Raw genomic sequence first — 26,080 nt, 5'->3', positions numbered from 1 at the left:
ATGGCGGCTTTAGATAAAAGCTTACCTTTGGAATATCAATCCGAACAAAGCAGATTGAATATCCTAGGATTCTGGATTTTTCTTGGGGCTGAAATTATGCTGTTCGCAACACTTTTCGCCTCTTATCTAGTCCTTGCTGGTCGTACGGCAGATGGCCCAACTCCAGCGCAACTGTTTGAACTTAAAACGCTTTTAATTCAAACATTACTACTTTTAACAAGTAGTTTCACATGTGGTATCGTAATTCACGAAATGCGTAAGCACAATCAAAAAGCAATGCTTGGATGGTTCATCCTTACATTACTTTTAGGTGCAGGTTTCCTATTCTTTGAAATCGAAGAGTTCATTATGTACATCGGTGAAGGCGCAACAATTCAAACAAGTGCTTTCCTATCTGCATTCTTCGTTCTTCTTGGAACGCACGGAGCCCACGTAACAGGCGGTATCATTTGGGCAACTTGTGTTATTATCCAAATTTTAAAACGAGGTTTAACACCAGTTACAGCTCGTAAAGTATTCATTATCAGCTTATACTGGCATTTCCTTGATCTAGTTTGGGTCTTTATTTACACACTAGTTTACTTGAACGGGATGGTGGCGTAAATGGGTCAAAATAATAACCAAGCAAACGGGCATGCGCATAGCGGATTCCCTTGGTCACACGTTTTCGGATTTATTTTATCGCTTGCACTAACGTTCCTAGCGCTATACGTGGCACTTTACACAACATTGCCACTTTCAACAGTCTTAACAACTATTATCATAATGGCTGTTGCGCAAGCGTTATTACAATTAATTATGTTCATGCATTTAAAAGAAGGAGAAGGAAGAGTTCAAATTCTTACAATGATATACAGTTTCTTCGTTGCAACTGCAACAGTCGGTTTAACTGTATGGATCTTCTTCTCAATGTAATGTACATGAAAAAGACTGCTGAGGAATCTCAGCAGTCTTTTTTTATTCTCCTCCCCTATTACATCCACATTACGGAATTAACAACAGAATCATGAAAAATATACTTATTATGACAAATCTTAAGAAAAGTCTTTCTTTATGAAATCGAATCCATATGCGTTGCTTTTCTACCTATTATATGGCTAAATAGGTACTATATTTATTTGAAGGGAGAGAACGCAATGGAACATCATACTTCTGTTCTATCACTTATGGTTGTCGTTGCAATCGCGTTTTTCGTTCCCCTTTTGTTACAACGCTTTAAATTAAAAGCACTTCCTGTTGTCGTTGCAGAAATTATCGCAGGAATCTTTGTAGGTAAAAGTGGGTTTAATATTATTGAGCCAGATATATGGCTTCAAGTTTTATCAACATTAGGATTTATCTTCCTCATGTTCTTAAGCGGTTTAGAAATTGACTTTTCTATCTTTAAACAAAAAGGGAAAAAAAATACGACAAACGAACCAAATACATTTCAAGCAGCAAGCATTATCTTCTTATTTATTTTCATCTTATCTTATGCCTTATCATTACTATTCGTATGGCTAGGATTTGTAGATAATGCAATGTTCATGACTTTAATTATTTCAACTATTTCTTTAGGGGTTGTTGTACCAACATTAAAAGAAAACAACCTAGGAAAAACTGCGATCGGACAAATCATTTTATTAGTTGCTGTTATTGCAGACTTAGTTACAATGATTTTACTCGCTGTTTTCGTCGGATTAAATTCCGAAAGCGGCCAAAGTATGTGGCTCTTACTTCTTCTATTCGGTGCCGGTATTGTCATTTACTTTATTGCAAAACGCTTTAAAAACATTCCATACTTAGATAGTTTAAAAGCTGGTAGTGTACAAATTGATACACGGGCTGTTTTTGCACTCATTTTAATCTTAGTTGGGTTATCGGAATCTGTTGGAGCAGAAAATATTTTAGGTGCCTTCTTAGCAGGTGTACTTGTATCGTTATTATCACCCAATGAAGATATGGTGGAAAAACTTGATTCCATCGGCTATGGTTTCTTCATCCCTATTTTCTTCGTAATGGTTGGTGTAAATCTAGAGGTATGGTCTATTTTTAAAGAGCCTTCTAGCATGCTAATGATCCCAATCTTAATTATAGGACTCTTTATTTCAAAACTCTTACCATCACTCGTCTTACGAAAATGGTATCCACGTAATATCGTACTTGGAAGTGCAATCTTATTAACATCGACACTTTCTTTAGTTATTGCGGCTGCACAAATTGGTGAAAAACTAGGGATCATCAGTCCAAGTTTATCTGCCTCTCTTATTTTAAGCGCAGTTATTACTTGTATTTTTGCACCTGTATTGTTTAAAAAAATGTTCCCAAAAGTAGAAACACCAAAACCAAAAGTAGCTATTATTGGCGCGAGCAGAATTACCCTTCCGTTATCACTAGATTTAAAACGAGAAGATTATGACGTAACGCTATATATGATGCGTCAAAACAAAATAAATGATGAGGAAGCGAAATCGCATGACTTCCCTATCGTGAAATTAGATGACATCACAATCGCATCATTAACTGAACAAACAGCATTTGATGCAGATCGCGTCGTTGTTGCAACAAGCGATGATGAACAAAACTTATTATTAGCAGAACATGCAAAAGAGCTAGGTGTTGAACATGTTATTGCAAGTGTAGAAGATCCACTTCTACAAGAAAAAGCAACGCAAGAACATATCGCTGTATTCTCAACAATTAACTCTACACGTATTTTATTACGTGCACTTATTGATAAACCTAGTCTCGTTCGCTTAATTACAACTGCAAACGAAACAGTACGCGAAGTTGAACTACGCAGCAATAAATATAACGGCGTTGCACTTCGCCGCCTTCCGTTTTTAGGTGATGTACTTGTGATTCAAATCTACCGCGGTAATAAAGCATTAATACCACATGGTGATACAAGACTACAACACGGTGATACATTACTTGTAACAGGTTCAAAAGAGCATATCGATACACTAAAAAACATATTAGAGTAAAAAAATGCCCCTCACATAATTGAGGGGCATTTTTTTAATTTCATATGGTAAAATGTTACTATCACATATTATGAGGATGGATTACATTATGTCTATTGTAACTTTAGCTCTCTTATTATTAGCGGAAGTACTCGTCGCCATTATTCTCATCGGTGTTAGCATTGAAATTTGCAGCTATGGTTGGAAAAAATCAAATGGAGTTAAATACTCATGCCTTTTTCTTTCACTCCTTCTCGGAACCGCTAGTATACTCGGTCTTCTCGCTGCACCTGCATACTTCTTTATACAACTTATAGAAAAAGGTTTATAAGAAAGGATGATAATATGATTACTGTGCAGTATATTGATGCATCCGAGACACACTTATTACGCCAAGCGGTGTTGCGTCCTAATCAGTCCCTAGCAAACTGTAAATACTCTTCTGACTACGAAAAAGACACATTCCACTTAGGTGCCTTTATAAACGATGAGTTGATTAGCATCGCTTCCTTCTCAAAAGAAATATATCCTGATTTGCAAAATGGTATCCATTATAGACTAAGAGGAATGGCAACATTACCTAACTTTCGGAACAAAAGAGCTGGAAGCTCCTTAATTCAGAAGGCAGAACAAATTTTAAAAGAACGGAAAGCAAACATCCTATGGTGTAATGGCCGTATTACTGTAACTGACTATTACAAGCGATTAGACTTTCAGGAGCATGGTGAAATCTTTGAAATTGAACCGATTGGCCTTCATAAAGTACTGTATAAAAAGATATAAGAAAAGCTTTCCTCAATACGGGAAAGCTTTTCTTATATTTCAATCTTCACTTTTTATCTTTTTCATATACATGTAGATAAATAAACTAGGACCTAAAAAACAAGCAAACATAATAAGTGCTGTTATACTGATTTCTTTTATCGAAATATCCGGTGTTACAATAATACAAATAGCTAACAGTCCAATAACAATACCTACCGGAATGAATAATAGTTTCATGAAATAGCTACGTGATACCCCACCTGTATGCTCATATGCCTCTACAGAATGTTTTAAATTTAAGAAGTTAATGGCTACGATCCCGCCCATAAATACCATTAATAGATCCGAAACATTTTCATATCCTGCCCCTTGCAAGACATAGCGGTAAAAGACGATAGCTAGTATGACGATATTTTGTAAGATGAAAACTAATCTAATATGTTTTAACCCTTCAATCATTAAACGTTCATCTTTCACGATTTTCATCCTATCACTCCTTTTCCTCCCAAAACAAATCATTCAACGTTTTATCTACTGCATAACAAATTTTCAAACATAAATCTAAAGATGGGTTGTATTTCCCCTTCTCAATTAAACTAATCGTTTGCCTTGTAACGCCTACTTTTTCTGCTAATTTTTGCTGTGTTAAATCTAACTGAACACGCGCGACTTTTATTTTACTTACAGCCATTCATGTTCCTCCTCTACCTTTATTGTAACATATATATTCCATTAGGTAATTTATATTTTGCGAAATCAATTTAATTTCCACATTATCCCGATTGATGCGGGCTAATACACAGTGGGGATAAATCCCCACTACTGCCTATAGTTTCACTTTATTATACACAAAAAAGGAGCCTCTCATAAGAAGCTCCCTCTCCTATATCTATATTATAAAAATAAATGACATCCAAATAAAATTGTAAATAAGTATAGTAATGGATGTACTTCCTTTCCTTTACCCTTCACAATTTTCAAAACCGGATATACTAAAAATCCAATTGCGATTCCATTTGCAATACTAGATGTTAACGGAATACCTATAAAAATCAAAAATGCTGGTAACGCATCTTCAAATTCATTCCAATTAATATCTCGAATGCTTTGTGCCATTAAACTACCTACTATAATTAATGAAGGAGCTGTAATAGCAGCTACACTTGATAAAGAAGCAATAACAGGACTGAAAAATGCCGTTATAATTGTTAGACCAACAACTACAATCCCTGTTAATCCAGTTTTCCCACCTGCAGCAATACCTGCTGACGATTCAATCGTCGCTGCTGTTGGGCTTGTTCCAAAGATAGAACCTGTAGTCCCGCCAATTGCATCTGCAATAAACGCTTTACCAAAACGCTTCTCTGTATTGTCTGTAATTAAACCTGCTTGTTTAATTAAACCAAGTAATGCACCTGTTGTATCGAATAAAAGTACAAGTAAAAATGAAAATACAACACCATATAATCCGTATTCAATTACATCTGAAAATGCATTGATTGGGTTTGAAACGATAATACCCTCTGGCAAATGAGGCATCGCCACAATTTTATCAGCAAACTTCAATTGCCCTGTAAAGAAGGCGATAACTCCTGTCACAATCATACTAATAAATAATGCACCACTCACACGTAATGCCATTAATACCGCCGCTAATATTAAACCAATTAAAGTTAAAATAACGGCTGGAGAATGAAAATCACCAATCGTAACTAAATTAGACGGATGATCCACGATAATTCCAGAAAGGCGCAATCCAATAAAAGCAATAAATAGTCCAATTCCACCTGCAATTGCATGCTTTAAACTATCAGGAATTGCTAAAATTAACTTTTGCCTAAACGAAGTAAAAGATAATAAAAGAAAAATAATCCCCGTTACAAATACAGCTGAAAAGGCAACTACATATGTAATCCCTTCTGCCTTCTGTACAACAGAATAAGCAAAATATGCATTCATTCCCATAGCTGGAGCAATAACAATCGGGTAATTCGCGAAAATCGCCATACCTACTGTTCCAACAACGGTTGCAATAATTGTTGCTGTAAACGCTTGGTCAAATGGTATACCTGCATCAGATAATATTTTTGGATTGATGACAAGAATATACGCAAATGTAAAAAAAGTTGTGATGCCAGCTAAAAACTCTTGCTTCACAGAAGTGTTATATTTTTGTAATTGAAACATGCTTATGTACCCTTCCTACACCTGAATTATTATCACACATTCTTTTCTTACTAGTATGTGAGAAAATATAATACTTAATCTTAACAATCAATAAAAAGAAGAGTCAATATATTCCCTAATAGTTCGAATTTTAAGTTTAAGTCTGACAAATACAGATGTAGTACAGTTCATTATGATTATTTTTGTAGCATAACAGATGGAAATGTTTTATAATTTGAAATAGTTAAATATTTAGTAAACGCATTCAAATATCGTTCACTCTACAAGGGGGATTCTTCTTATGCAGCACACAAACAAATCTGGAACTTTAAATCGTGGTTTAAAAGAACGACATATTACTTTAATGTCACTTGGCTCAGCTATTGGTGTTGGGCTATTTTTAGGATCCGCTTCCGCTATTAAACTAGCCGGTCCTTCTATTTTACTAGGCTATATGATTGCCGGACTCGTTATTTTTTTCATTATGCGAGCTCTCGGGGAAATGGCAATTGAACAACCTGTTGCCGGTTCTTTTAGTAAATATGCATATGATTATATCAGCCCACTCGCTGGTTATATTACTGGTTGGAATTACTGGTTCTTATGGGTTGTTACTTGTATGGCTGAAATTACAGCAGCTGGTATTTACATGCAGTACTGGTTTCCAGATATCCCGCGCTGGACTTGGGCGTTACTTGCTCTATTGTTAATGAGCGCTTTTAACTTCTTATCGGTAAAAGTATTTGGAGAACTTGAGTTTTGGTTTGCTCTCATTAAAATTGTCACAATTATCTGTATGATAGTAGTCGGCGCTGGTATTATTTTATTCGGATTCGGAAACGGTGGTATCGCTACTGGTATTTCAAACCTTTGGTCACATGGTGGCTGGTTCCCAAATGGTTTTTCTGGGTTACTACTCTCCATGCAGATGGTACTATTCGCTTATTTAGGCGTTGAATTAATCGGTGTTACAGCTGGTGAAGCTCAAAATCCGAAGAAAACACTCGCAAAAGCAATTGATAACGTGTTTTGGAGAATATTACTGTTCTACGTAGGAGCTCTATTCGTTATGATGGCAATTTATCCATGGAACGAACTTGGTGAGAAAGGAAGCCCATTCGTATTAACATTCCAGCAAATTGGTATCGCAAAAGCAGCAGGTATTATTAACTTTGTCGTATTAACAGCAGCTCTTTCTTCTTGTAACGGTGGTTTATTTAGTACAGGCCGTATGCTATTTACATTAGCTCAGCAGAAAAAAGCTCCTGAAAGATTTGGTCGTTTAAATAAAAACGGCATTCCAAGCCAAGGAATTGTAGCAACCGCTATCGTTTTACTCATTGGTGTTATATTAAACTATCTCGTACCTGCAAAGGTATTTACATGGCTTACTAGCATTTCAACTTTCGGCGCAATTTGGACTTGGGGAATTATATTAGTTGCTCAAATTAAATTCCGTAAAAGCTTACCTACTCAAAATAAACAAAAGTTATCGTATAAAATGCCTTTATACCCATTAAGCTCATATTTCTCACTTGTTTTCCTTGTATTAGTACTAGGTATAATGGCGTATTCAGAAGATACACGAATTGCATTGATTGTCGGCCCAATTTGGCTTATCGGCTTAGCAATCGTATATTACATGAAAGGGTTTCATAAGATTGATGAAACACCTAACTCAAAAATTAGTTAAGCAAAATACCCCTTCCTTATTACTTGGAAGGGGTGCTTTTATATCTATATAAATATTTCTCAACAAAATTCACGGTATTTTTACAATCTTTTAATATTTTTTATGTTTTCCGTCTTTATTTTTACAGAAAAATAAATTACATTATTAAAGCACATATATTTATTATTAGGGGGATTCTTCTATGAAGAATAAAAAATGGATTACATTTTCTTTAGCAACAGCAATTACACTAAGTATAGGGACCTCGTTCATACCGTCTACTTATGCCGAAAGCTCTGTAGACCCAGCTCCTGAAATTGCTGCAAAAGTTGTAAATCAAAACAATGGGAAGAAAGTATTATTCGATAATACACACGGTCAAACTGCTGGGACAGCTGACTGGGTTATTGACGGCGGCTTTTCTGACTTCGGAAACGGCATTGCAAAAAACGGATATCACGTAAAAGAACTTCGTAAATCAACACCTATTACGTACGAAGACTTAAATGGTTACAATGTATTTATCGTTCCAGAAGCTAATATTCCTTACAAAAAATCTGAGCAGGACGCTATGTTACAATATGTAAAAAATGGTGGTAGTATCTTCTTTATTGCCGATCATTACAATGCGGATCGTAATAAAAATCGCTGGGACTCTTCTGAAGTATTTAATGGATATAGACGCGGTGCTTGGGATAATCCAGCAAAAGGAATGTCTAATGAAGAAGCAAATTCACAAGCTATGCAAGGAGTAGAAAGCTCTGATTGGCTATCTGACAACTTCGGTATTCGCTTCCGCTACAATGCACTTGGTGATGTTTCAGCGAAAACAATTGTATCGCCTGAACAATCTTTCGGAATTACAAAAGGTGTCTCTTCTGTAGCAATGCATGCTGGTTCTACTCTAGCAATTACAAACCCAAAACTAGCAAAAGGACTTGTTTACCTTCCAGAAAATCCATCAAAATGGAATAACGCTGTTGATAGTGGCGTTTATAATGGCGGTGGTATTGCAGAAGGCCCATATGCTGCAATTGCAAAAGTAGGACTTGGAAAAGCTGCCTTTATTGGTGACTCTTCTCCTGTTGAAGATGCTACACCAAAGTACGTTCGTGAAGATTCTGGCCAAACAAAGAAAACTTACGATGGTTATAAAGAAGAAAACGATGCGATTTTATTAGAAAACATCGTAAATTGGTTATCGAATAAAGAGACATTTACAAGTTTAGATCAAGTAAATGGTTTACAGCTTGATTCACCTACAGCTCTACAAACATTTGAACAGCCAAGCTTATCAACAGAACCACAACCTGAACCTTGGAGTGCACCAAATGCAGGTTATCAATGGTTTAATACAAATACTTTTAAACCAGGTTCATACGGTTATAACGGTGCGGTAACAACAAGCGACTACGTCGTTACACACCCTAGCATTCTACCAAACAATGAAATTTTCCAAATGAAGATTCAAGTAAATAACTTACTACCTAATACAACTTATAACAACTATTCTTTAGGTATATTCACTACTGGTGGAACACAAGTAGCAAAAGTTCAAAATACAAACGGCACTTGGCCATCTGCTTTCGGATATAGTAGTGCATTCTCTTTCACAACAAACAGCTTAGGCTCTGCTGAAAAAGTTGTAAATGTACAGATTGATTCAAATACAACTGGACAAGCAACGCTTCGTCTACGTCAAAATACAACAGCGAAATATAATGAAACTGTAACGATTAATAAAAAATAATGAAGAAGGCAATCCATACATGGATTGCCTTCTTCTCACTTCTCTTCCTTCGAGAAAAACATTCTTGAAATAACGATACCTATACTACCGACGATTAGGAATAACACTGCCCTAATCATCATCGATACCTCTGGTAAGTCAAGTAGGAATAACTTCCCTACCGTTACTACTAATACGATTAATCCAGCATATAATATTTCATTCATCTGTCTATAACGACCAAACCAAACTGCAAATAACGCATATATCATCCATAATAACGATACAGATACGCTAATTATACTTCCATCTGTAGAAAGAACTTCACCAATTCTAGTGATTGTAATAAATACAATGACCATTAACCAGTAGAGCGCTATAGAGTACACATACTTACCCATACTCGCTAACACTTCTTTCGCTTGTCTCATGCAATAATAGAACGTTCCTATTAAAATAAGATGAGCAACAAAACCTGCCGAAATAAATTCATCAAACGGGCTAAAAATCGTCTGTATCATTCCAATTGCATAAACCGTCGCACTAACATACAATTTTATCTGTTGTTTTCCTTTAATAGAAGTGACCATGCCGAGGAAACCTTGTAATAATAGTACAATCGCTGCATTCACTAAACTATACTCGTATAAAATCGCTAAACTAAATGCTCCCATCGCGAAACCAAATAAGAGATTTGTAAATATAGAATGTCTATTCTTCCTATACTCAAGCACAAACATAGCAGCGTGCACAATTGCACTAATAATCAATCCCCATGTTGTAAAATCAGGTATTTTGGCAATAGCTAGTATAAAGAAAACTGCATTCGCACTAAATATCGCCAAACGTGGTTCTGGTATAAAACTTCTCTCCGTAAACATATGCCAAAATAATAGTAAATGAATCAAACCATATACAATCGTTAACTGTATTTGCAAGTTCTCTACTAATATTGACATAACAGCAAAGAAGACAAAAAGAACAATGGCCGCAACAGCGTAAGAAATCATATATAAGTATTTATAACGATTTTTCAATCCATACCATAATAAACTAAGTGTTAATATCGTCTCGTATCCGAAGAAAATATAAGGATTAGGAGTCGTACTATTTAACAAGAATGGCACGAAGAACGCTCCTACCGCTACGAAGATAGTAAGGTATTCCGAGTTATATCTTTTCGCTAAATAAATCCCTAAAATAACCCATGCAATATTAAAGAGAAACGCGATACTTGCCGGAATAAATGCATACAAATAATGTGCCGCAAACGTCGTTAAAACAATCCCCGAAATACTTCCTCCAACCAATACTAATCCTAACGCCTGCCGCTCTCTTTTAATTTGAATATCTCCTATATAATACAAACCGATAGATAATGCGATACCAAACACAATTCGTATTGCTGGTGTTAATAAACCAGCATCTACCCCTGCTTTAAATAACCAGATCACTCCAAGCAACATAATACCGACAAATACACGCGGTAACCACGTTTGACAAAACTTAATAATATTAAATGGCTCTGGTTTAAAAGCAGATATATCTACTTGTTTTACCTCATATTCTTGCATAGGCTCTTTTATCGTAACTATTTCTTCTTTTGGCTTTTCCTCCATTACCGTTTCAATATATTCTTTCTTTTCCTTACTAACATGTTGCTGAGCGTTCTCTACTTCTATTTCCCTTTGCTTCACTTTTAATTCAGCAAGTGCTTCTTGAATCGTTTCAATTGCCGTTTCGAGTGCTTCTATTTTCTTATCCAAATCCTTCTTCATACGCTCCCCCTCATTCGTAACTTTTCATTGAACCTATATATTACCAATTATCTTTATCATACTCTTAGTCTATTCATTTTCAATAGTATTTTTTCCAAAAAAAGAAAGGTGCCTTCCCAAAATAGGAAAACACCTTTTTACTCATTTATTCTTATTTAAAGCAATGCTAACGATGACACCAACACACACGCCTATAATAGCTGGAACTATCCACCCAACACCTTCTGTATAAAACGGAATATATTTTAATACTGACGTCCACTGATTCATCATTACATTTTTATTTAAAATATCAATTGCACTAAATATCGCTACAACCTCAACGGTCACTGCATATACGTATGCATACTTTCCCATATACTTATGGAATAAACCTAGAATAATAAGTGTTAATGCAATCGGATAAATAAATCCAAGAATTGGTACTGACACTTTTAAAATTTGCGTTAATCCTAAATTAGCTAAGATCATACTAACAACGCTTACTATAAATGCCCAAACTTTATAAGATACTTTCGGAAATGCACTTGCAAAAAATTGACTACAAGACGTAACAAGTCCAATTGAAACACATAAACACGCGATAGTAAAAATAAGACCTAATAAAACGACTCCGCCCTGTCCAAATAATGTGGTCATCACTTGTGCTAACACTTTCGCACCGTTATCAAATGTTCCTAATGAGCCACTAATTGACCCCACATATCCAAGGATGACATAAATAATCGATAATAATAGGCCTGCCCCGATTCCAGCAATACTCATATATTTCGCTAAACCTTTATCATCTTCAATACCTTTTGCACGTAATGCATTTGCAATCACAATTCCAAAAATTAAAGCAGCTAACGCGTCCATTGTTAAATATCCATCTAAAAATCCTTGAAACATAGGAGCTTGTCCATAATTCCCCGCAGCCTCTTTCACGCCACCTACTGATGTAAACATACTTTTTATAAAAATAATGGCAATCATACATAATAATAATGGTGTTAAAACTTTCCCAAACAAACCCATTAACTTAGATGGTGATAAACTTAACCAGTAAACAATACTAAAGAAAATAACTGTGTAAAACAATAATACTCCGCTTCCTGCTTCAGGGAATAACTGACCTGGCCCCATTTCAAAAGCTAAACTTCCCGCACGTGGTATACCAAGCCCAGGTCCAATAAATACATACACGATACATGGAAAAATAATTGCAAATGAAGAATGAACTCTACCCGCTAACGTTTGAAAACTTCCTGCTTTCGCAATAGAAATAACACCTAATATAGGAAGACCTGTTGCTGATATAATAAATCCTACTAATGAAATCCACACATGTTCTCCTGCTTCATATCCAAGAAAAGGTGGGAATATAAGATTCCCTGCTCCAAAGAACATCGAAAATAACATAAGACTAATAAGTAAAATTTCTTTTTTCTGTAACAATTTCATTTCTTTCTCCTTCTTTAATTTCATCTCTTATGAAATCAATTCCACATATAAAAAAGTACAATAACCCGCTTCCTTACAAAGAAAACATAGTCCATAGTCTATCACAAAAGAAACACCCCTTCTATAGCTATCCCCCTTTTCCAATTTCTTCTGAAAAATCAACCTTTATTGACTTATAATAGTTAATAAGGTAAAATATTAAATGTACAAAATTATTAACTTTGTTTTTGTTTGTGTCAGGAGGAAAATAAAATGGAATCAACGATACAACTAGAAAAAGAACAACAAAGAAAAAAGAAACATCCTCCAGGTTTATACTTACTCTTCTTTACAGAAATGTGGGAAAGATTTAGTTACTATGGATTACGAGGATTATTAACATTATATTTAACGACAGCTTTAGTAAGCGGTGGTCTTGGGTTTAGTCCCGCATGGGCACTCTCTATTTACGGATTTTACACTGGAGCCTGTTATTTCACACCAATGATTGGTGGATACTTAACAGATCGTTTTCTAGGTAGACGAAAAGCGATCACAATTGGTGGTATAACAATGGCAATCGGTAACCTTACACTATTTGCCTTGCAAAACCAATTAGGCCTATACCTCGGATTAGCGCTTATTATTATCGGTAACGGATTCTTCAAACCGAACATCTCTACACTGGTTGGAGAATTATACGAAGAGAACGATCCAAAACGTGATAGTGCATTTACCATTTTCTATATGGGTATTAACGTCGGGTCATTTTTAGCTCCACTCGTTTGCGGATTTTTATCAGAAAATTTATTCAAAACAACAGTTGATGGCGTTGTACATTACGGATTCCGTTACGGTTTCTTAGCCGCTTCAATCGGAATGATTATTGGACAAATTTTATTTACAACACTATCAAATCGCTTCCTTGGTAATATCGGTAAAAAACCAACTCGCGATTTACAAACAGCTGCTGGACAACCATCAGTAGGAGATACACCATTAACAAAAAAAGAAAAACAACGTACCGCAGTTATCGTCATTTTAACATGCTTCGTTGTCTTCTTCTGGGCTGGCTTTGAACAAGCTGGTAGCTCATTAACATTATATACAAACAAATTTGTAGACCGCTCTGTGTTCGGATGGGAAGTTCCAACATCTTGGTTCCAATCGGTCAATCCATTATTTATTATTTTGCTTGCTCCAGTCATTTCTGCATTATGGGCAAAACTTGCAACTCGCAAGCGCGGTGATTTAAAAATCCCAACTAAAATGGGACTTGGGATGATCTTGCTCGGTATCGGTTATATCATTCTCGTTATCGCTACATTAAAAACAGGTAGTGATGAACATAACATTACAGAAAAAGCAAACTTACTATTTATCGTCTTTACGTATCTTTTCCATACGTTAGGTGAGCTATTCTTATCACCTGTCGGACTATCAATGGTTAGTGCGCTTGCTCCGGTAAAATTAGCATCTTTACTAATGGGTGTATGGCTAGCAAGTTCAGGTATCGCCAACATTTTAGGCGGACAACTTGCAAGCTTCACAACTTCACTTGGATACGCTGAAGTATTCACAGTTATTGGCGCTGTGGCAATTGTATTAGGTTGTGTTTTATTATTAATTTCTAAGAAATTAGTGAAATGGATGGATTAAAAAAGATGAGGAATTTCTCCTCATCTTTTTTTATGCTGTTTTACCTTTTTCTATTGCTTGTTCGTACAGCTCTTTATGTTCTTTATATTCACTTGGTACGAAACTCTTATAGAAGAATGAGAACCAGCTGTCTCCCTTTTTATACCCTTCTTCTCGAATTTCCGCTGCTTTTTTATTCGATTTAAATCCTTCAGTAAACCATTTCTTTAACAATTCATTTCTTTCATACTTAGCAGGAACTTTTAAATCATAGTTTTCAAATGCATACTTATAGCCAGCTTTTTCTACTGCCTTTTTTGTAGACTTATAGCCTTTTTCATACGCTGTTTCATATGCCTTCACGTATACTTCTTTCTCTCTATTTCCAGGATTCTTTTCGGCTAGTTCTTTCCCTGTCTTTTCCCCTAATTCAGCTTGCTCTTTTTCAATTTTTTCTGTTCTTTCTTTATTCCCTACTTTGAACCCGTCTACAAAGTTTACCTTAAACTCTGCAGCAACTTGACTATCGTCCATCGTCTCTTGTGCTAAACCTTGTTCTTTTCCTTTTTCAAAATGCGTTTTCTTCTGCTCTTCTAAAGACCATGCGGCTGCATAAGTCGCTTTAAACGCTTGTTTATATGCATCAGATTTTCCAGCTAGATGCACTTCTGCATCATTTTTTCCTGCTTTAAAATCATTTTCTCCATTCTTTTGACCTTCAAGTTGACCTTTTTCCATATCAGCTTGGCGCTGCGCTTCCTCTTGTTTACGTGCCTCTTCAGCTTTTCTTTGTTCCTCGGCTACACGTTGTCTCTCTTCTTCAGCTTTACGCTGTGCTTCTGCTTGTCTCTCAGCTTCTACAGCACTATTATTATTCTGGCTAGGAGCTGGGCTCGTTGCACCACTACTAGAGGCTGGTTTATTGTGATAATGATATTCCCCGTACTGTAATCCCCATTTCTCACAATTTGTACGACACGTATGTCCGCCATTAGCATCTGTACGCCCTGGATGCGCATAAGCTGAAATTGGAGCTACCAATAACGCTATACTCGTTGTTAAAAGAAGTTTCTTCACCTGTTGTCTCACTCTTGTTCCTCCCAAAATATAGAATTCTAACTTTATTATACATAAATAGAAGAATACTTAAATGCCAACCAAAATAATCTATTATTTCTCAACATTAGTAAAAAAGAAGGTGAACTCTTTAAAGAGTTCACCTTCTTTTTTTACTTCTTCGCCTTCGTTCCTACTAAATCACCAGCAACAACATAACGCTTAGAATTATCCTTTACAGATACACATGTAATAAGCGTTATCTCATCTTTCCCATGATCCTCTACAACTTCCCACTTATCAGGAGTTACTTCAGATACACCAGTAACCGCATACTCATATTCATTTTCATTGTCATACAAATAAATTTTATCACCTTTTTTCAAAGAAGCTATATCACTAAATAAAACACCTTTTTTAGACATGTTATGTCCTGCTAGTGCGTAATTTCCTTTTCCCATAACTTGATTCTCTTTTACTGTCGCTGCACCTGATAATAAGTTTTTTTCAGTAGAAGCTTTTAAAACAGGCAGTTCTACTGAAACACTTGGAATCGAAATACGACCGATTACTTGTTTCTTATCTAATGATGCATTCGCTACTTCCGCCAAGTCTGGTTGATTAATTTTGGAAGCATCTACAAATTCCGTCTCATGCTTTTCATAATCCATCTTTTGAACAGCCTGCACATTTTCAGTCTGTTTCTTTTCAGCCTGATATCCATCATAAAATGGCTTTCCAATTAACACGCCACCTACAACAAATAGAAGGATTGCTACTATACTATAAATTCTTTGCTTATTCATATACAATTCCTTTCCCTTACAAAATCTTACTCTATATAAAATGATAAAATAATATCGCTATATGTACAAGTATTAGCTGAAAAGAAACCTTCTTGCCGGTGCAAGAAGGTTTCTTTTTAAGCTAATTTATTTCTGTATAGTGATACGTGAAATACTGTCATTTGAATAAAGAAGATAGAAAATAGAATATATAATGGGTATCCAGGAAGATATTCATTAATAATAGGCGAAAAAGTTAAAAATCCAACTGCACAAGGTAACACAAACCATAACGATACAAATGTTGTTCGACAAGCTTTATCCGTAATCGCTTTTTCACGTTCATCTTCTAGTGGAAATAATAATGGATACATCCAAAAAGATAAATTCTTATATTTTTTCTTTTGAATTCTATAAAAAATTGTAACTATAATAGCTCCAATAAATAATAAAATAAATGGTACTCCATTAACCGCTACTTCAAACGGGAATTTCTCGTTTTTAAATATGTCTGCTAACTCTGTAATAACACTATAAAATTCAACAAATGTCCAGCATGCTAGTGCAGTATAGAGTACATTTATAATATAAGAAAAACCAATTCTATTCATCCTCTTCCCCCTCCTTATTTAAAACAAACACGTCTTCCATCTTTAACTGGAATACATCACAAATCGTCAATGCTAGTAACAATGAAGGAACGTAATCCCCTTTTTCAATTGCAGCAATTGTTTGTCTCGTCACTCCAACCTTTTCTGCTAATACACTTTGTGAAAAATTAAAACGAGCTCTTAATTCTTTTACCCTGTTTAAAATGGTCAAATTTACCACCTCTCACCATTATTGTATGCTATCCTTAACAAAATGTAAACTCAACTTAACATTATTATTATAAAAAAATCCAACTCTACGTATTGTAAAGTTGGATTACGTTTTAGTTTAAAATTGTAACTTTAACGATTTTTCTTCCCCATTGACTAGAAGACCCTTTATCAGGCATTAACACATCAATTCTGTTACCTTTAATCGCTCCACCAGTATCTGCTGCAATTGCGACTCCATAACCTTCAACATTTACAGTTTTGCCTAATGGAATAACACTTGGATCTACAGCAATTAATTTCATTCCTGGGTTTGCAGTTAGATTATAACCTTTACCACCTGGTCCCCATGCAGAAAATACTTGTTGACCTGACGCATAACCATTTTCCGCTGGATCAGCTGTATAAGCTGTAGCTTCTACATAAATTTCTTTCCCACCAGCAGTTGGCTTAGAAGGTTGTGCAGGTTCTACCTTCGAATTATTATTAGCAACTGGTTCTGCCGGTTTACTAGCTTTTTCTTGCTTTTGCTTTTCAGCAATTTCTGCTTGTGCTTTCGCTAAGGCTTCTTGCTCTGCTTTTGCAGCCGCTTCTGCTTTTGCACGCTCTTCCGCTGCGATTCTTGCTGCTTCTTGCTCACGAGCAATCGTTTCTTGTACTGCCTTCATATTTGATTCAATTTTAGCTTTCTCTTCCGCTGCTAAATTAAGTTGACTTGCAACCTCATTATATTTAGCTTGAACTGTTTGTAAGTTATCTTGACGTTTCTTCAAGTTATCTTGCAGTTCAGCTTGCGCTTTTGCTAATTTTTGTTTGTCTACTACTAAAGATGCTTCTTTTTCGTCAATTGTTTTCTTGTCCTCTTCAATTTGACGAAGATCTTGTTCTTGTAGACGTAAAATTTCTTTATCAGCTTCTAGAATAGTAGAAACTGCGTTCATACGTTGTAAGAAGTCTGCAAAGTTTTTTGACTCTACTACAACTTCTACTACTAAACTTGTATTTGAACTGTTTTGAACAGAAACCATACGTTTTCTCATAATATCTTTACGAGCAAGGACTTTATCCTCTAAAACGATAATTTCTTCCTTTTTTTGTTCAATCTGCTTATGTGTTTCATCAATTTTACGTTGAATAGCAGCTTGATCCTCTTTATTTTTTGCAATTGTATTATTTAAATTATGTAGTTCGTTTTCGATACCTTTAATTTCTTTACTAACAGCTTGCTTCTCTTGCTCTTTCTTTTGCATTTCTGCATCGTTTTGTTGCAATTGCTGTTGCATGTTGTTAAGTTTCTCGTCGTTTGACTCTGCTTTTACAGCGACTGTACTAGAAAGACCGATAATTCCTGCTAATACTAGACTACTGATTCGCTTAAAATAGTTCATAATCCGACTCCCTTCTTATACAGTTATACATGATTTATTTTACAGTTTGTTTACAAAACGATTAAATACAGTTTATTTTTCGTGACGAAAAAAAGAGAATTATGAATAAAATGTAATAGATTCTTAAATATTTAACAATTCCTATATTTAAAAAATACAAAAGATGCTAAAATCCAAATATAGAGAAAATATAACTTTCGAAGGCGGTTGAAATAAATACATGTTTACTCAAAAGAAATCACTCCAACATACAATTGCTCAATTAGAAGAGCGTATACAAGAATTAGAAGCAGAATTAAAACAAAAAGATATTGAAAAACAAGAGACTATTTCTACTATCCACGATCGTGTACAAAGCGTTGTCCAAGAGCATCAACTTGTAAATAACCAACACAATACACTCCAAAATTTAGTTCAACAATTAAGCTCATGTTTCGAGAATGTTTCAACACGTACGACACATTCCAATGAGTTAAATAATGAAATGTTGCAAAAGGAACAAAGCTTAATTCAGTCTATTGCAGAAATTATTGACTGCTCTAATGAAGGAAAAGAATCCGTTCACCGCTTACTTATTGTAATTAATAAATTAGGTGAACAATCCCAACGCACGTCTAATAGTATGAATCATCTAAGCGAACGCTCAAAGGAAATCGAGCAAATTGTAGAAGTCATTCAAAACATTGCAGCACAAACAAATTTACTTGCTTTAAATGCGAGTATTGAAGCCGCGCGTGCTGGAGAGCACGGTAAAGGATTCGCTGTCGTTGCCAATGAAGTAAGAAAACTAGCAGAAAGTACAGCAGAAAGTACAAAAAACATCGGCAACTTAACGAAAAAAATTCAAGAAGAAATTGAAAAAGCATACGATAACACAAAAGATAATTTACATTTAGTCGATGAAGGTGTAGAAATGAGCGCCGATACAAACGCTAGAATTGAAAATATTTTAGTTATGATTCAAACGTTACAAAATGGTGCTACAAATGTTATTAAGGCTATTGAAAACCAAAAATCTTGTAATGATGACATATTACGAGAATTCGCTAACACACAACACATGTTCCAAAAATTAAATACTACTATTATGAATCATATTCATGATGCTGAAAAAGTCGATGTTCAATTGTCTAAAAGTCTTCAAGGAACAGTAAATTCTTAATTAAAAATAAAAATCCCTTATACTGCTATAAGGGATTTTTATTTTATTTCGAATATTTATTTCTTTTCAATATTCATCCATATCTTTGTTATAATGGAAAAGTTGTTTCTTTCAACTAATAAACAAGGAGGTTATTATGGAACAATTTTACTACGTTTTAAAATATTTAATTCTCGGTCTGTTCCAAGGACTAACAGAACCAATTCCGATTTCTTCAAGTGGTCACCTCGTTTTAGCACAACATTTGCTAGGACTAAAAATAGAAGGGTTTAGCTTCGAACTACTTGTTAATTCAGCTTCATTATTAGCTGTATTACTTATTTATAGAAATGATTTAATTCGTCTAACGAAGAATGGTCTCTCTTATATATTTACAAGAGCAGAAGACGCAAAATCAGATTTCTTCTTTATTATTTATCTTGTTATTGCAACCATTCCAGCAGGTGTTATTGGTGTTTTATTTAAAGATTACATCGATCAATACTTAAAAGGTGTGAAGATGGTTGGGATTTCCCTTCTCATTACTGCTGTCGGCCTTTGGATTATTAGAAATTTACGCGGTCGTAAAAATGATGGCGACCTTTCTATGAAAGATGCAATCATCGTCGGATTAGCACAAGCTTGCGCACTGATTCCCGGAATAAGCCGATCTGGTGCCACAATCGTAGCAGCAATGTTACTTGGTATGAAGCAAGAAACAGCTCTTCGCTTCTCATTCTTACTATACATTCCTGTTAGCTTAGGTGGCTTATTGTTAAGCATTACAGACATTGCAAATGATCCAAATCTAGACACATTATTCGTGCCATATGTTGTTGCATTCATCGCAACATTTATCATGACGTATATTTCACTAAAATGGTTTATGAACATTATGGCAAAAGGAAATTTAAAATATTTCTCTTTCTATTGTATTATCGTAGGTGTACTTACTCTTATTTTCTTATAAAATGAAACTTACAAATTGAAAGCGAGTCATTCTATTACACTAGATGCCTCGCTTTTTTATACCTTTATTAAGTTAAAATCTATCATTTACTTTGAATTTTCTGAATAATATAATAATATTTAAATTCACTATTATAGTAAAGCTATCTTTCCTACTATTATCGTAAAAGAGGTGTTTATATGTTTATTGTTACTAAACTCATTCACATTAAGTACGGATATGAAAGTGAGCTTCTTTATGGGCTTAAACAATATTATCCTTCTCCCGGAACGAACGGTTGTATTAACATAGAGTTTTCACATGTTCATCGTACAAATGATAAGGCAGAATATATGATTCGTATGTTATGGAAAACACAACAAGATTACCGTACATGGCTTTCTCAAAGAGAAAGAAATGTAACTTTGAAGCGCAAAATACAAGGCTATATCCTTTCTTCCAAATCAAATGCTACCTATGTACATTAACCCTTCTGTTTTTATTCCTTACGAAGTGCAAAATGATAAAGTGAAACTTTAATCCTCACCAATCGTGCTTCCCACAAATAGCGGGATAAAGAGCCCTCTTACTTTTCATACTGTAAGAGGGCTTCTCTTATGCATACACTTTCTTTTCTTGACAATACAAACGAATAACATGTTTATTTTGTTGAAATACATCATGCGTCAGACGAATAATAATAAAGTTTCTTTTTGTTTGATCATCATGAACAAAAATCTGTTCTCCCTCCTGAAAACGCCATGCACTTTCAAAAGTCGTAATATGATCCCCACTTACAGAAAAAAGTTCATATCGCATCTCTTGTACCCTCTCTCAACTTATATAATCATAATATCCTCATATTAAATTTATTATAACTTAATTCCTATAAAATTAGTAATTATTTCTATTTCGAAAGATTTTAACTTTGTATTTAAATATTTTTAGCGCTATAATGATAAACGAATTTTCATTGAAAGGAGTTTTACTTTGACTGCATATTTATTTCCAGTAAAAACAGCATTTATTTTATTTCCCTTTTTAGCAATGTTTCTTTTAATCCCTTTTTTAATATTTAATTATCGAAAATACGGTTATTTAAATAAATGGCGCTCATTTATTTTATACTCATTATTACTTTACTTATTAAATGCCTATTTTCTTGTTATTTTGCCGTTACCACAAACGTTTGATACTTGTAGCCTACAACCAGCTAATACACAACACATGCAACTCTCACCATTTTATTTCATGCAAGAGATTAGTAGTCATACATCGGCAGTTTTAACGAAACCAGCTACTTATTTCTACTTATTAAAAGAGTCTGCGTTTTTACAAGTTGCCTTTAATGTTCTATTAACTGTTCCATTCGGTATTTACTTACGTTATTATTTCCGACGTAGTTTCTTACAAACAATTTGCATTTCCTTTTTCCTTTCACTATTTTTCGAGCTAACACAAGTGACTGGATTATACGGTATATACAATTGTGCATACCGATTATTTGATATCGATGATTTGTTTTTAAATACATTAGGTGGCGTAATTGGTTTTATCATTGCACCAATATTTACGTACTTCCTTCCGAAGACAAATGAGTTAGATAGTTATATTGATTTGGAAACGAAACCAGTCGGATTCATTCGTCGCCTTATTGCAATGCAAATTGATTGGATTTTCTTATCTATCGTTGTACCTGTCATTAAAAACAAAGGAAATTCTTTCTTCGTTTCTAATATGCAATCTTACACCAATATGTATGAACTCATTTTCATTACGTGTTCAATCCTTATTTACTTTATTATTATTCCATACTTTACGAATGGAAAAACAATTGGGAAAGCATTGCTTCGCATTCACCTGAAAGGAAAATCAGATCGTATTACATTAAAAGAACTATTTATTCGCTACGGTATATTTTATTTTGCGTTAGGCGGAATCAATTACATTCTTTCTAGTAGCTCTATGTTAAATCATACAGAACCTTTAGTATTACTCGTTACATTGTTATTCCTATTTATCATTAACGGCCTATTTATTATTCATGTTTTACTGCATGTATTTAGCCGTGATAAACTACTATTTTATGAACATATTAGTCATACAAGAAATGCAATTACGTTAAAAAAAGCTGACAAATAATTACTTGTCAGCTTTTTCATATACATAATGTGAAACTTTAATCAGTGGGGGTCTTACTGCCCGGCAAATAGCGGGATAAATAAATTTTCTGCATAAGGATTAAAAAACATTCCAAGTTCATCTAGAGATTTCCTCACCTGTAAAAACGAATGAAACTCTGGATATATATCTTGTAATTGCTCATATGATAATGTATGCATTTTCCCCCAATGCGGACGCCCTTCATACTTCAGAAAAATTTTTTCCACTTCGCCAAAGTAAGCAGCATATTTCATACCTTTATACATATGAACAGCGATATACGCTGAATCTCTTCCATAGGCTGGACTAAGCCATATATCATCACCTTTCACATAGCGGCATTCGATTGGGAAGTGCACCTTATACTTTTTCTTTTCAATAAGATTTGAGATTTCTTCTACAACCGTCCTCATATACTTTGAGGGAATGCTATACTCCATTTCATAAAATGGTACCGTACGTGATGTAGCAAATACTTCATAGCTCGGGCCAATTATTTTTGTGTTTGGTACAGCCTTAGCTGATAATCGACTCACTCCTTTACTTATAGAAGGAAACCATTTACACCCTTGAGATAGCAAAGAGAACATCCTATTTTCAAGTAACTCAACCTTTAGTTTATGCCATTTCAAATCACTGCCTGTATTCGTTGTTTCGTTCGTAAATTTCACTTGTACTTCATCAGAATAAGGAAAAACGAAAAATTCAAAATGACGATTCTTCTTATATTCTTCTAGTTTGTTCATTACAGTAGATAATGACTGTTTTTCACTTTCATAAACGAGTGCATACGCTGGAATAACCTTCAATTTTATCTTTACAATGATACCTAACATTCCAAGTGACAACTGAAACGCTCTCCAATATTCTACGTTCTCAGCTTCCGAACAAACTATACTCTCACCATTAGACAAAACTGCCGTAATCTCTATAACTTGTGTTGATAAACTCCCAAAGGTAATACCCGTTCCATGAGTCCCCGTACTAATCGCTCCTGCAATAGATTGTGAATCAATATCCCCTAAATTTTCTTGCGCATAACCTTTTTCCTCAAGTAACTTCCCTAAATCATGTAACTTTGTTCCTGCCCATACTTCAGCAACCATCTTCTCTGCATCAATATTCACAATGCCCTTCAATTCATCTAAAGAAACTAAAACTTCTTCCGTTTGCACAAGGGGGGTAAACGAGTGTCCTGAACCGACAACACGAATTTTCTTCCCCTTTTTTCGTGCAAGATCCACAACTTCTACTACATCTTGTATACTTTCTGGATACATCGTATAATGCGGCGTTCCTTCTACATTCCCTGTCCAATTCCTCCACTTTTTCCCCTTTATAGAAAGCATTGGCCATCCCCCCGATATGTTGAATACTCCCCAACAATCTCTCCTTTTTTAACACGATACAAAAAAGGAAAGCGTTCACATAACTCGCCAGCCTTACTATGACGAAACAAAATGGACTCTCCTATATCCACTCGTTCCTCGCCGTTATAAAAAATTGGCGTTTGTACCTCGCCAGCACCTTCTAAAGCTAATAGTTTTGCACCCTTCGGTCTCCAAACTTCAGGCTCTTTATCTTTTCCAACTGCTCCTGAAGCAATATATCCACCACCTAGGCAAGTGTAAATAAACGGGGCTGGTTTACGCACAACTGGTAAGGCAAATCCGACCGCTGGATGAAATTTCACCTCTTTATAATAATCAAACAGCTTCGGAGAATAAAAAGCAGAACCTACTGTAATCTCTGAAACTGAATTATCTTTCTCGGTTGTTTTTATGCTTCCTGTTCCCCCTCCATTTACAAACCTTAGCTCAATACCAAGGTTTTGTATTGCTTTTACAATATGTTCTCTTCTTTCTTTAACTTCTAACACTGATTTCTTCTTTAAATACGAAATCACTTTACTTTTCAGCCATTGATTCGGTATATGATCGCCCACCCCAGCAATTTGAGCTTCATAACCCATCACACCATCTAACATTAAATATGATGACCTTCTCACCTTTTCTACTACTTTCAACGCATCCTGCACATTTTTTACCGGGGATCTTTGTACACCAAAATGAAATTGAAAAAAACGACTACTCATATCAATATCCAAACAAACACGAAAACATCCTTTAGATTTCTCAGCAATTTTTTCTAAATACACAATATGCTCTTCACAATCCACCATACAAGTTATAATGAAACCTTTCTTTGTTAGCAAACTAATTTCATACAAAGCTCTTTCATCATAAGCAGGATATCCGAGCAATAAATCATTAAATCCTTGTTCTATTAAAAATAAAATCTCTCTAGGTGAAAAGCACATAATACCTTGAAATCGATCATTTGCAGCTAAAATCTTTTGCATAATTGGAACAGAACGTAACGATTTACTCGCTATACGAATCTTCTTATTTCCACTTAACTCTATAATCGATTGAATGTTTCTATCTAAAGCCACTTCATCCAAAAATGCACACGGTAATGGAACTTCTTTAAAAATTCCTCGATCCACATTTTTCTCTCCTCTTCTCAATATGTCTTATACATATTGGAAAGAAAGTATGATTTTCCTGTTTGCAAATAAAAAAAGTTTCTTCTTTACGAAGAAACTTTTTGAAACTACTTCATAGAAATAGTCGCCTCTACTGGATAATGATCAGAGTAATCATTATACGTATATTTTTGGAACCACGATGTAACAGTCCATTGTGGAGATTTCGGCTGTAACACCTTATTCGCTATATACGATGGGTTCGCATGGTCTTTGCTTGCAATAATATAATCTAAATATTCGGCAGGGCTATCAGGGAAATTATATTTTGCAATACTGTTTGTCGTTGCATCCCAAGTCGCTGTATGTCCAGTATAAGATGGTACAGAAGCGTTCAATGTTTTAAACATAGATGCATACTCTGAATCATTATTGTTCTCTGCATTTATTTTATTTACGTTCATATCACCACCAATTAACACATACTCATTATTTGGTATATTTTTATTTTTAATAAAATCTTGAATTTCTTTTAATTGGTTCGTACGTACAGATGCTGGTGAAGTTTTTCCGCACATACTATCTTCAGCCTGCAAATGCGTCCCAATCACGTGAACGAAACGATCATTTTTCTTAATTTTCGTGTATACAAATCCTTTATTCGATAAATTATCTGGCCCGCATCCTTTTGCAAATACATATTGAATCTTTTCAGCGATTGGCCATTTGCTCACAATCGCAACGCCACCATCTTCAGGAGTTGAAGATGAATAGTTTCCTAACGTTTTATCCCATTCGCTTCCACTACTACGACCTAATACTGCTGTTTGATTTGGATATTCTTTCTTCAAATTCCCTAATAAACGATCTGAAGCACTATTATCAAACACTTCATTTAATATAACAACATCTTGATTCTTTATATAATCTGCCGCCCCGATTAAATCAGCACGCTCATTTTGTCCCCAGTTCGGATATAAGTTTGTTGATAGCATATATACATTATGCGTCATCACTTTTAATGTATCATTTTGATTTGTAGATGCTTCTGCTTGAGCTGACGTTCCGCTATATAAAGCTCCTAAACCAACCCCTAAGCTAAGTACACCTTTTAGCAATTTACCTTTCACGTTTCATACCTCCATGTATTGTATAGTGATAAAAAGGCCAAATA

At 34.9% G+C, this 26,080-nt stretch carries 25 protein-coding genes and 1 pseudogene; 12 read left to right on the top strand and 14 right to left on the bottom strand.

Annotation, left to right across the window (positions count from 1 at the left end; translation table 11 throughout):
• From qoxC to MR170_RS10655, 5 genes are all read left to right on the top strand, one after another.
• Window positions 1-603 (top strand): cytochrome aa3 quinol oxidase subunit III, encoded by a 603-nt coding sequence (qoxC, locus tag MR170_RS10675; protein ID WP_000729314.1) that lies wholly within the window; start codon window positions 1-3, stop codon window positions 601-603.
• Complete coding sequence (gene qoxD / locus MR170_RS10670; protein ID WP_000531386.1) at window positions 604-915, top strand: cytochrome aa3 quinol oxidase subunit IV; 312 nt, start codon at window positions 604-606, stop codon at window positions 913-915.
• 221 nt (window positions 916-1,136) lie between these two features.
• Window positions 1,137-2,966 carry a monovalent cation:proton antiporter family protein gene (locus MR170_RS10665; RefSeq protein ID WP_016083500.1) on the top strand — a complete coding sequence of 610 codons (1,830 nt, stop codon included), beginning with the start codon at window positions 1,137-1,139 and terminating at the stop codon, window positions 2,964-2,966.
• 52 nt (window positions 2,967-3,018) lie between these two features.
• Window positions 3,019-3,276 carry a DUF4022 family protein gene (locus tag MR170_RS10660; protein WP_003260542.1) on the top strand — a complete coding sequence of 86 codons (258 nt, stop codon included), beginning with the start codon at window positions 3,019-3,021 and terminating at the stop codon, window positions 3,274-3,276.
• A gap of 14 nt (window positions 3,277-3,290) precedes the next feature.
• Window positions 3,291-3,728: a GNAT family N-acetyltransferase gene (locus MR170_RS10655; protein ID WP_016083501.1), complete on the top strand. Its 438-nt coding sequence runs from the start codon at window positions 3,291-3,293 to the stop codon at window positions 3,726-3,728.
• A 39-nt stretch (window positions 3,729-3,767) separates the two neighbouring features.
• Here MR170_RS10655 and MR170_RS10650 read toward each other — a convergent pair whose 3' ends face one another.
• The 3 genes from MR170_RS10650 to MR170_RS10640 all read right to left on the bottom strand — a co-directional run bounded on the left by MR170_RS10650 (window position 3,768) and on the right by MR170_RS10640 (window position 5,897).
• A complete protein-coding gene (locus MR170_RS10650; RefSeq protein ID WP_016083502.1) occupies window positions 3,768-4,196 on the bottom strand; it encodes a hypothetical protein in 429 nt (142 codons plus the stop codon).
• 4 nt (window positions 4,197-4,200) lie between these two features.
• Complete coding sequence (locus MR170_RS10645) at window positions 4,201-4,401, bottom strand: helix-turn-helix transcriptional regulator (RefSeq protein WP_000301177.1); 201 nt, start codon at window positions 4,399-4,401, stop codon at window positions 4,201-4,203.
• Window positions 4,402-4,604: 203 nt separating this feature from the next.
• On the bottom strand, window positions 4,605-5,897 hold the full coding sequence (locus MR170_RS10640) for an NCS2 family permease (RefSeq protein WP_016083503.1): 1,293 nt from the start codon (window positions 5,895-5,897) through the stop codon (window positions 4,605-4,607).
• A 280-nt stretch (window positions 5,898-6,177) separates the two neighbouring features.
• Between MR170_RS10640 and MR170_RS10635 the strand changes: the two genes are divergently transcribed.
• Together MR170_RS10635 and MR170_RS10630 are read left to right on the top strand one after the other, a co-directional pair.
• Entirely contained in the window at window positions 6,178-7,569 is a 1,392-nt protein-coding gene (locus MR170_RS10635; RefSeq protein WP_001164901.1) for an amino acid permease, read from the top strand.
• A gap of 181 nt (window positions 7,570-7,750) precedes the next feature.
• Window positions 7,751-9,298, top strand: a complete 1,548-nt coding sequence (locus tag MR170_RS10630; protein WP_029441643.1) for a DNA-binding protein — start codon at window positions 7,751-7,753, stop codon at window positions 9,296-9,298.
• A gap of 35 nt (window positions 9,299-9,333) precedes the next feature.
• Here MR170_RS10630 and MR170_RS10625 read toward each other — a convergent pair whose 3' ends face one another.
• Together MR170_RS10625 and brnQ1 are read right to left on the bottom strand one after the other, a co-directional pair.
• A complete protein-coding gene (locus MR170_RS10625; RefSeq protein WP_242308219.1) occupies window positions 9,334-11,055 on the bottom strand; it encodes a DUF2339 domain-containing protein in 1,722 nt (573 codons plus the stop codon).
• Between the two features lie 141 nt (window positions 11,056-11,196).
• Window positions 11,197-12,498, bottom strand: a complete 1,302-nt coding sequence (brnQ1, locus tag MR170_RS10620; protein ID WP_242308217.1) for a branched-chain amino acid transport system II carrier protein BrnQ1 — start codon at window positions 12,496-12,498, stop codon at window positions 11,197-11,199.
• Between the two features lie 252 nt (window positions 12,499-12,750).
• Here brnQ1 and MR170_RS10615 point away from each other — a divergent pair, with 252 nt between their 5' ends.
• Complete coding sequence (locus tag MR170_RS10615; RefSeq protein WP_029441641.1) at window positions 12,751-14,136, top strand: peptide MFS transporter; 1,386 nt, start codon at window positions 12,751-12,753, stop codon at window positions 14,134-14,136.
• Between the two features lie 30 nt (window positions 14,137-14,166).
• On the opposite strand, the gene MR170_RS10610 is transcribed toward MR170_RS10615, so the two are convergent.
• The 5 genes from MR170_RS10610 to MR170_RS10590 all read right to left on the bottom strand — a co-directional run bounded on the left by MR170_RS10610 (window position 14,167) and on the right by MR170_RS10590 (window position 18,165).
• Complete coding sequence (locus MR170_RS10610) at window positions 14,167-15,204, bottom strand: YHYH domain-containing protein (protein ID WP_242308215.1); 1,038 nt, start codon at window positions 15,202-15,204, stop codon at window positions 14,167-14,169.
• A gap of 140 nt (window positions 15,205-15,344) precedes the next feature.
• Window positions 15,345-15,977: a class A sortase gene (locus tag MR170_RS10605; protein ID WP_001041724.1), complete on the bottom strand. Its 633-nt coding sequence runs from the start codon at window positions 15,975-15,977 to the stop codon at window positions 15,345-15,347.
• Between the two features lie 116 nt (window positions 15,978-16,093).
• Entirely contained in the window at window positions 16,094-16,567 is a 474-nt protein-coding gene (locus MR170_RS10600; protein WP_016083509.1) for a DUF2178 domain-containing protein, read from the bottom strand.
• Window positions 16,560-16,778, bottom strand: a complete 219-nt coding sequence (locus tag MR170_RS10595) for a helix-turn-helix transcriptional regulator (protein WP_000154011.1) — start codon at window positions 16,776-16,778, stop codon at window positions 16,560-16,562. Before MR170_RS10595 ends, MR170_RS10600 begins: the two co-directional genes overlap by 8 nt.
• A 112-nt stretch (window positions 16,779-16,890) precedes the next feature.
• Window positions 16,891-18,165: a 3D domain-containing protein gene (locus MR170_RS10590; RefSeq protein ID WP_029441638.1), complete on the bottom strand. Its 1,275-nt coding sequence runs from the start codon at window positions 18,163-18,165 to the stop codon at window positions 16,891-16,893.
• Between the two features lie 631 nt (window positions 18,166-18,796).
• Here MR170_RS10590 and MR170_RS32695 point away from each other — a divergent pair.
• The 3 genes and pseudogenes from MR170_RS32695 to MR170_RS10575 form a co-directional block, all read left to right on the top strand.
• Window positions 18,797-19,327: pseudogene (locus MR170_RS32695) on the top strand (methyl-accepting chemotaxis protein); the annotation flags it as partial.
• Between the two features lie 136 nt (window positions 19,328-19,463).
• Window positions 19,464-20,276 carry an undecaprenyl-diphosphate phosphatase gene (locus MR170_RS10580; protein ID WP_000434794.1) on the top strand — a complete coding sequence of 271 codons (813 nt, stop codon included), beginning with the start codon at window positions 19,464-19,466 and terminating at the stop codon, window positions 20,274-20,276.
• A gap of 179 nt (window positions 20,277-20,455) precedes the next feature.
• Window positions 20,456-20,743: an antibiotic biosynthesis monooxygenase gene (locus MR170_RS10575; RefSeq protein WP_016083512.1), complete on the top strand. Its 288-nt coding sequence runs from the start codon at window positions 20,456-20,458 to the stop codon at window positions 20,741-20,743.
• Between the two features lie 127 nt (window positions 20,744-20,870).
• Here the strand turns inward: MR170_RS10575 and MR170_RS10570 are convergent, their stop codons facing one another.
• Window positions 20,871-21,074, bottom strand: coding sequence for a hypothetical protein (locus MR170_RS10570; protein WP_001268332.1), 204 nt, complete (start codon window positions 21,072-21,074; stop codon window positions 20,871-20,873).
• A gap of 171 nt (window positions 21,075-21,245) precedes the next feature.
• On the opposite strand from MR170_RS10570, the gene MR170_RS10565 reads away from it, so the two are divergent.
• Window positions 21,246-22,397: a VanZ family protein gene (locus MR170_RS10565; RefSeq protein ID WP_242308213.1), complete on the top strand. Its 1,152-nt coding sequence runs from the start codon at window positions 21,246-21,248 to the stop codon at window positions 22,395-22,397.
• Window positions 22,398-22,450: 53 nt separating this feature from the next.
• Here the strand turns inward: MR170_RS10565 and MR170_RS10560 are convergent, their stop codons facing one another.
• The 3 genes from MR170_RS10560 to sph all read right to left on the bottom strand — a co-directional run bounded on the left by MR170_RS10560 (window position 22,451) and on the right by sph (window position 26,036).
• Window positions 22,451-23,767, bottom strand: a complete 1,317-nt coding sequence (locus MR170_RS10560) for a D-arabinono-1,4-lactone oxidase (RefSeq protein ID WP_242308212.1) — start codon at window positions 23,765-23,767, stop codon at window positions 22,451-22,453.
• Window positions 23,755-24,927 (bottom strand): amino acid deaminase/aldolase, encoded by a 1,173-nt coding sequence (locus MR170_RS10555; protein WP_043935141.1) that lies wholly within the window; start codon window positions 24,925-24,927, stop codon window positions 23,755-23,757. The genes MR170_RS10560 and MR170_RS10555 overlap by 13 nt, the downstream gene beginning before the upstream one ends.
• 107 nt (window positions 24,928-25,034) lie before the next feature.
• Entirely contained in the window at window positions 25,035-26,036 is a 1,002-nt protein-coding gene (gene sph / locus MR170_RS10550) for a sphingomyelinase C (RefSeq protein WP_043935142.1), read from the bottom strand.
• Window positions 26,037-26,080 lie beyond the last annotated feature (44 nt).

It is taken from the genome of Bacillus cereus group sp. BfR-BA-01524, assembly GCF_022662595.1.
In the GTDB taxonomy this organism is placed as follows: domain Bacteria; phylum Bacillota; class Bacilli; order Bacillales; family Bacillaceae_G; genus Bacillus_A; species Bacillus_A thuringiensis_S.
Note: the sequence above shows the minus strand (reverse complement) of the source record. Positions and strands in the feature narration are given on the sequence as shown.

Excerpts from the sequence above, each read along its gene's own strand:
- MR170_RS10580 (WP_000434794.1), top strand. The coding sequence starts at position 19,464 with ATGGAACAATTTTACTACGTTTTAAAATATTTAATTCTCGGTCTGTTC.
- MR170_RS10655 (WP_016083501.1), top strand. The coding sequence starts at position 3,291 with ATGATTACTGTGCAGTATATTGATGCATCCGAGACACACTTATTACGC.
- MR170_RS10660 (WP_003260542.1), top strand. The coding sequence starts at position 3,019 with ATGTTACTATCACATATTATGAGGATGGATTACATTATGTCTATTGTA.
- MR170_RS10605 (WP_001041724.1), bottom strand. The coding sequence starts at position 15,977 with ATGAATAAGCAAAGAATTTATAGTATAGTAGCAATCCTTCTATTTGTT.
- MR170_RS10630 (WP_029441643.1), top strand. The coding sequence starts at position 7,751 with ATGAAGAATAAAAAATGGATTACATTTTCTTTAGCAACAGCAATTACA.
- MR170_RS10615 (WP_029441641.1), top strand. The coding sequence starts at position 12,751 with ATGGAATCAACGATACAACTAGAAAAAGAACAACAAAGAAAAAAGAAA.
- qoxC (WP_000729314.1), top strand. The coding sequence starts at position 1 with ATGGCGGCTTTAGATAAAAGCTTACCTTTGGAATATCAATCCGAACAA.
- MR170_RS10635 (WP_001164901.1), top strand. The coding sequence starts at position 6,178 with ATGCAGCACACAAACAAATCTGGAACTTTAAATCGTGGTTTAAAAGAA.
- MR170_RS10560 (WP_242308212.1), bottom strand. The coding sequence starts at position 23,767 with ATGCTTTCTATAAAGGGGAAAAAGTGGAGGAATTGGACAGGGAATGTA.
- MR170_RS10640 (WP_016083503.1), bottom strand. The coding sequence starts at position 5,897 with ATGTTTCAATTACAAAAATATAACACTTCTGTGAAGCAAGAGTTTTTA.
- MR170_RS10570 (WP_001268332.1), bottom strand. The coding sequence starts at position 21,074 with ATGCGATATGAACTTTTTTCTGTAAGTGGGGATCATATTACGACTTTT.
- MR170_RS10645 (WP_000301177.1), bottom strand. The coding sequence starts at position 4,401 with ATGGCTGTAAGTAAAATAAAAGTCGCGCGTGTTCAGTTAGATTTAACA.
- MR170_RS10575 (WP_016083512.1), top strand. The coding sequence starts at position 20,456 with ATGTTTATTGTTACTAAACTCATTCACATTAAGTACGGATATGAAAGT.
- MR170_RS10650 (WP_016083502.1), bottom strand. The coding sequence starts at position 4,196 with ATGAAAATCGTGAAAGATGAACGTTTAATGATTGAAGGGTTAAAACAT.
- qoxD (WP_000531386.1), top strand. The coding sequence starts at position 604 with ATGGGTCAAAATAATAACCAAGCAAACGGGCATGCGCATAGCGGATTC.
- MR170_RS10590 (WP_029441638.1), bottom strand. The coding sequence starts at position 18,165 with ATGAACTATTTTAAGCGAATCAGTAGTCTAGTATTAGCAGGAATTATC.
- MR170_RS10625 (WP_242308219.1), bottom strand. The coding sequence starts at position 11,055 with ATGAAGAAGGATTTGGATAAGAAAATAGAAGCACTCGAAACGGCAATT.
- brnQ1 (WP_242308217.1), bottom strand. The coding sequence starts at position 12,498 with ATGAAATTGTTACAGAAAAAAGAAATTTTACTTATTAGTCTTATGTTA.
- MR170_RS10665 (WP_016083500.1), top strand. The coding sequence starts at position 1,137 with ATGGAACATCATACTTCTGTTCTATCACTTATGGTTGTCGTTGCAATC.
- MR170_RS10600 (WP_016083509.1), bottom strand. The coding sequence starts at position 16,567 with ATGAATAGAATTGGTTTTTCTTATATTATAAATGTACTCTATACTGCA.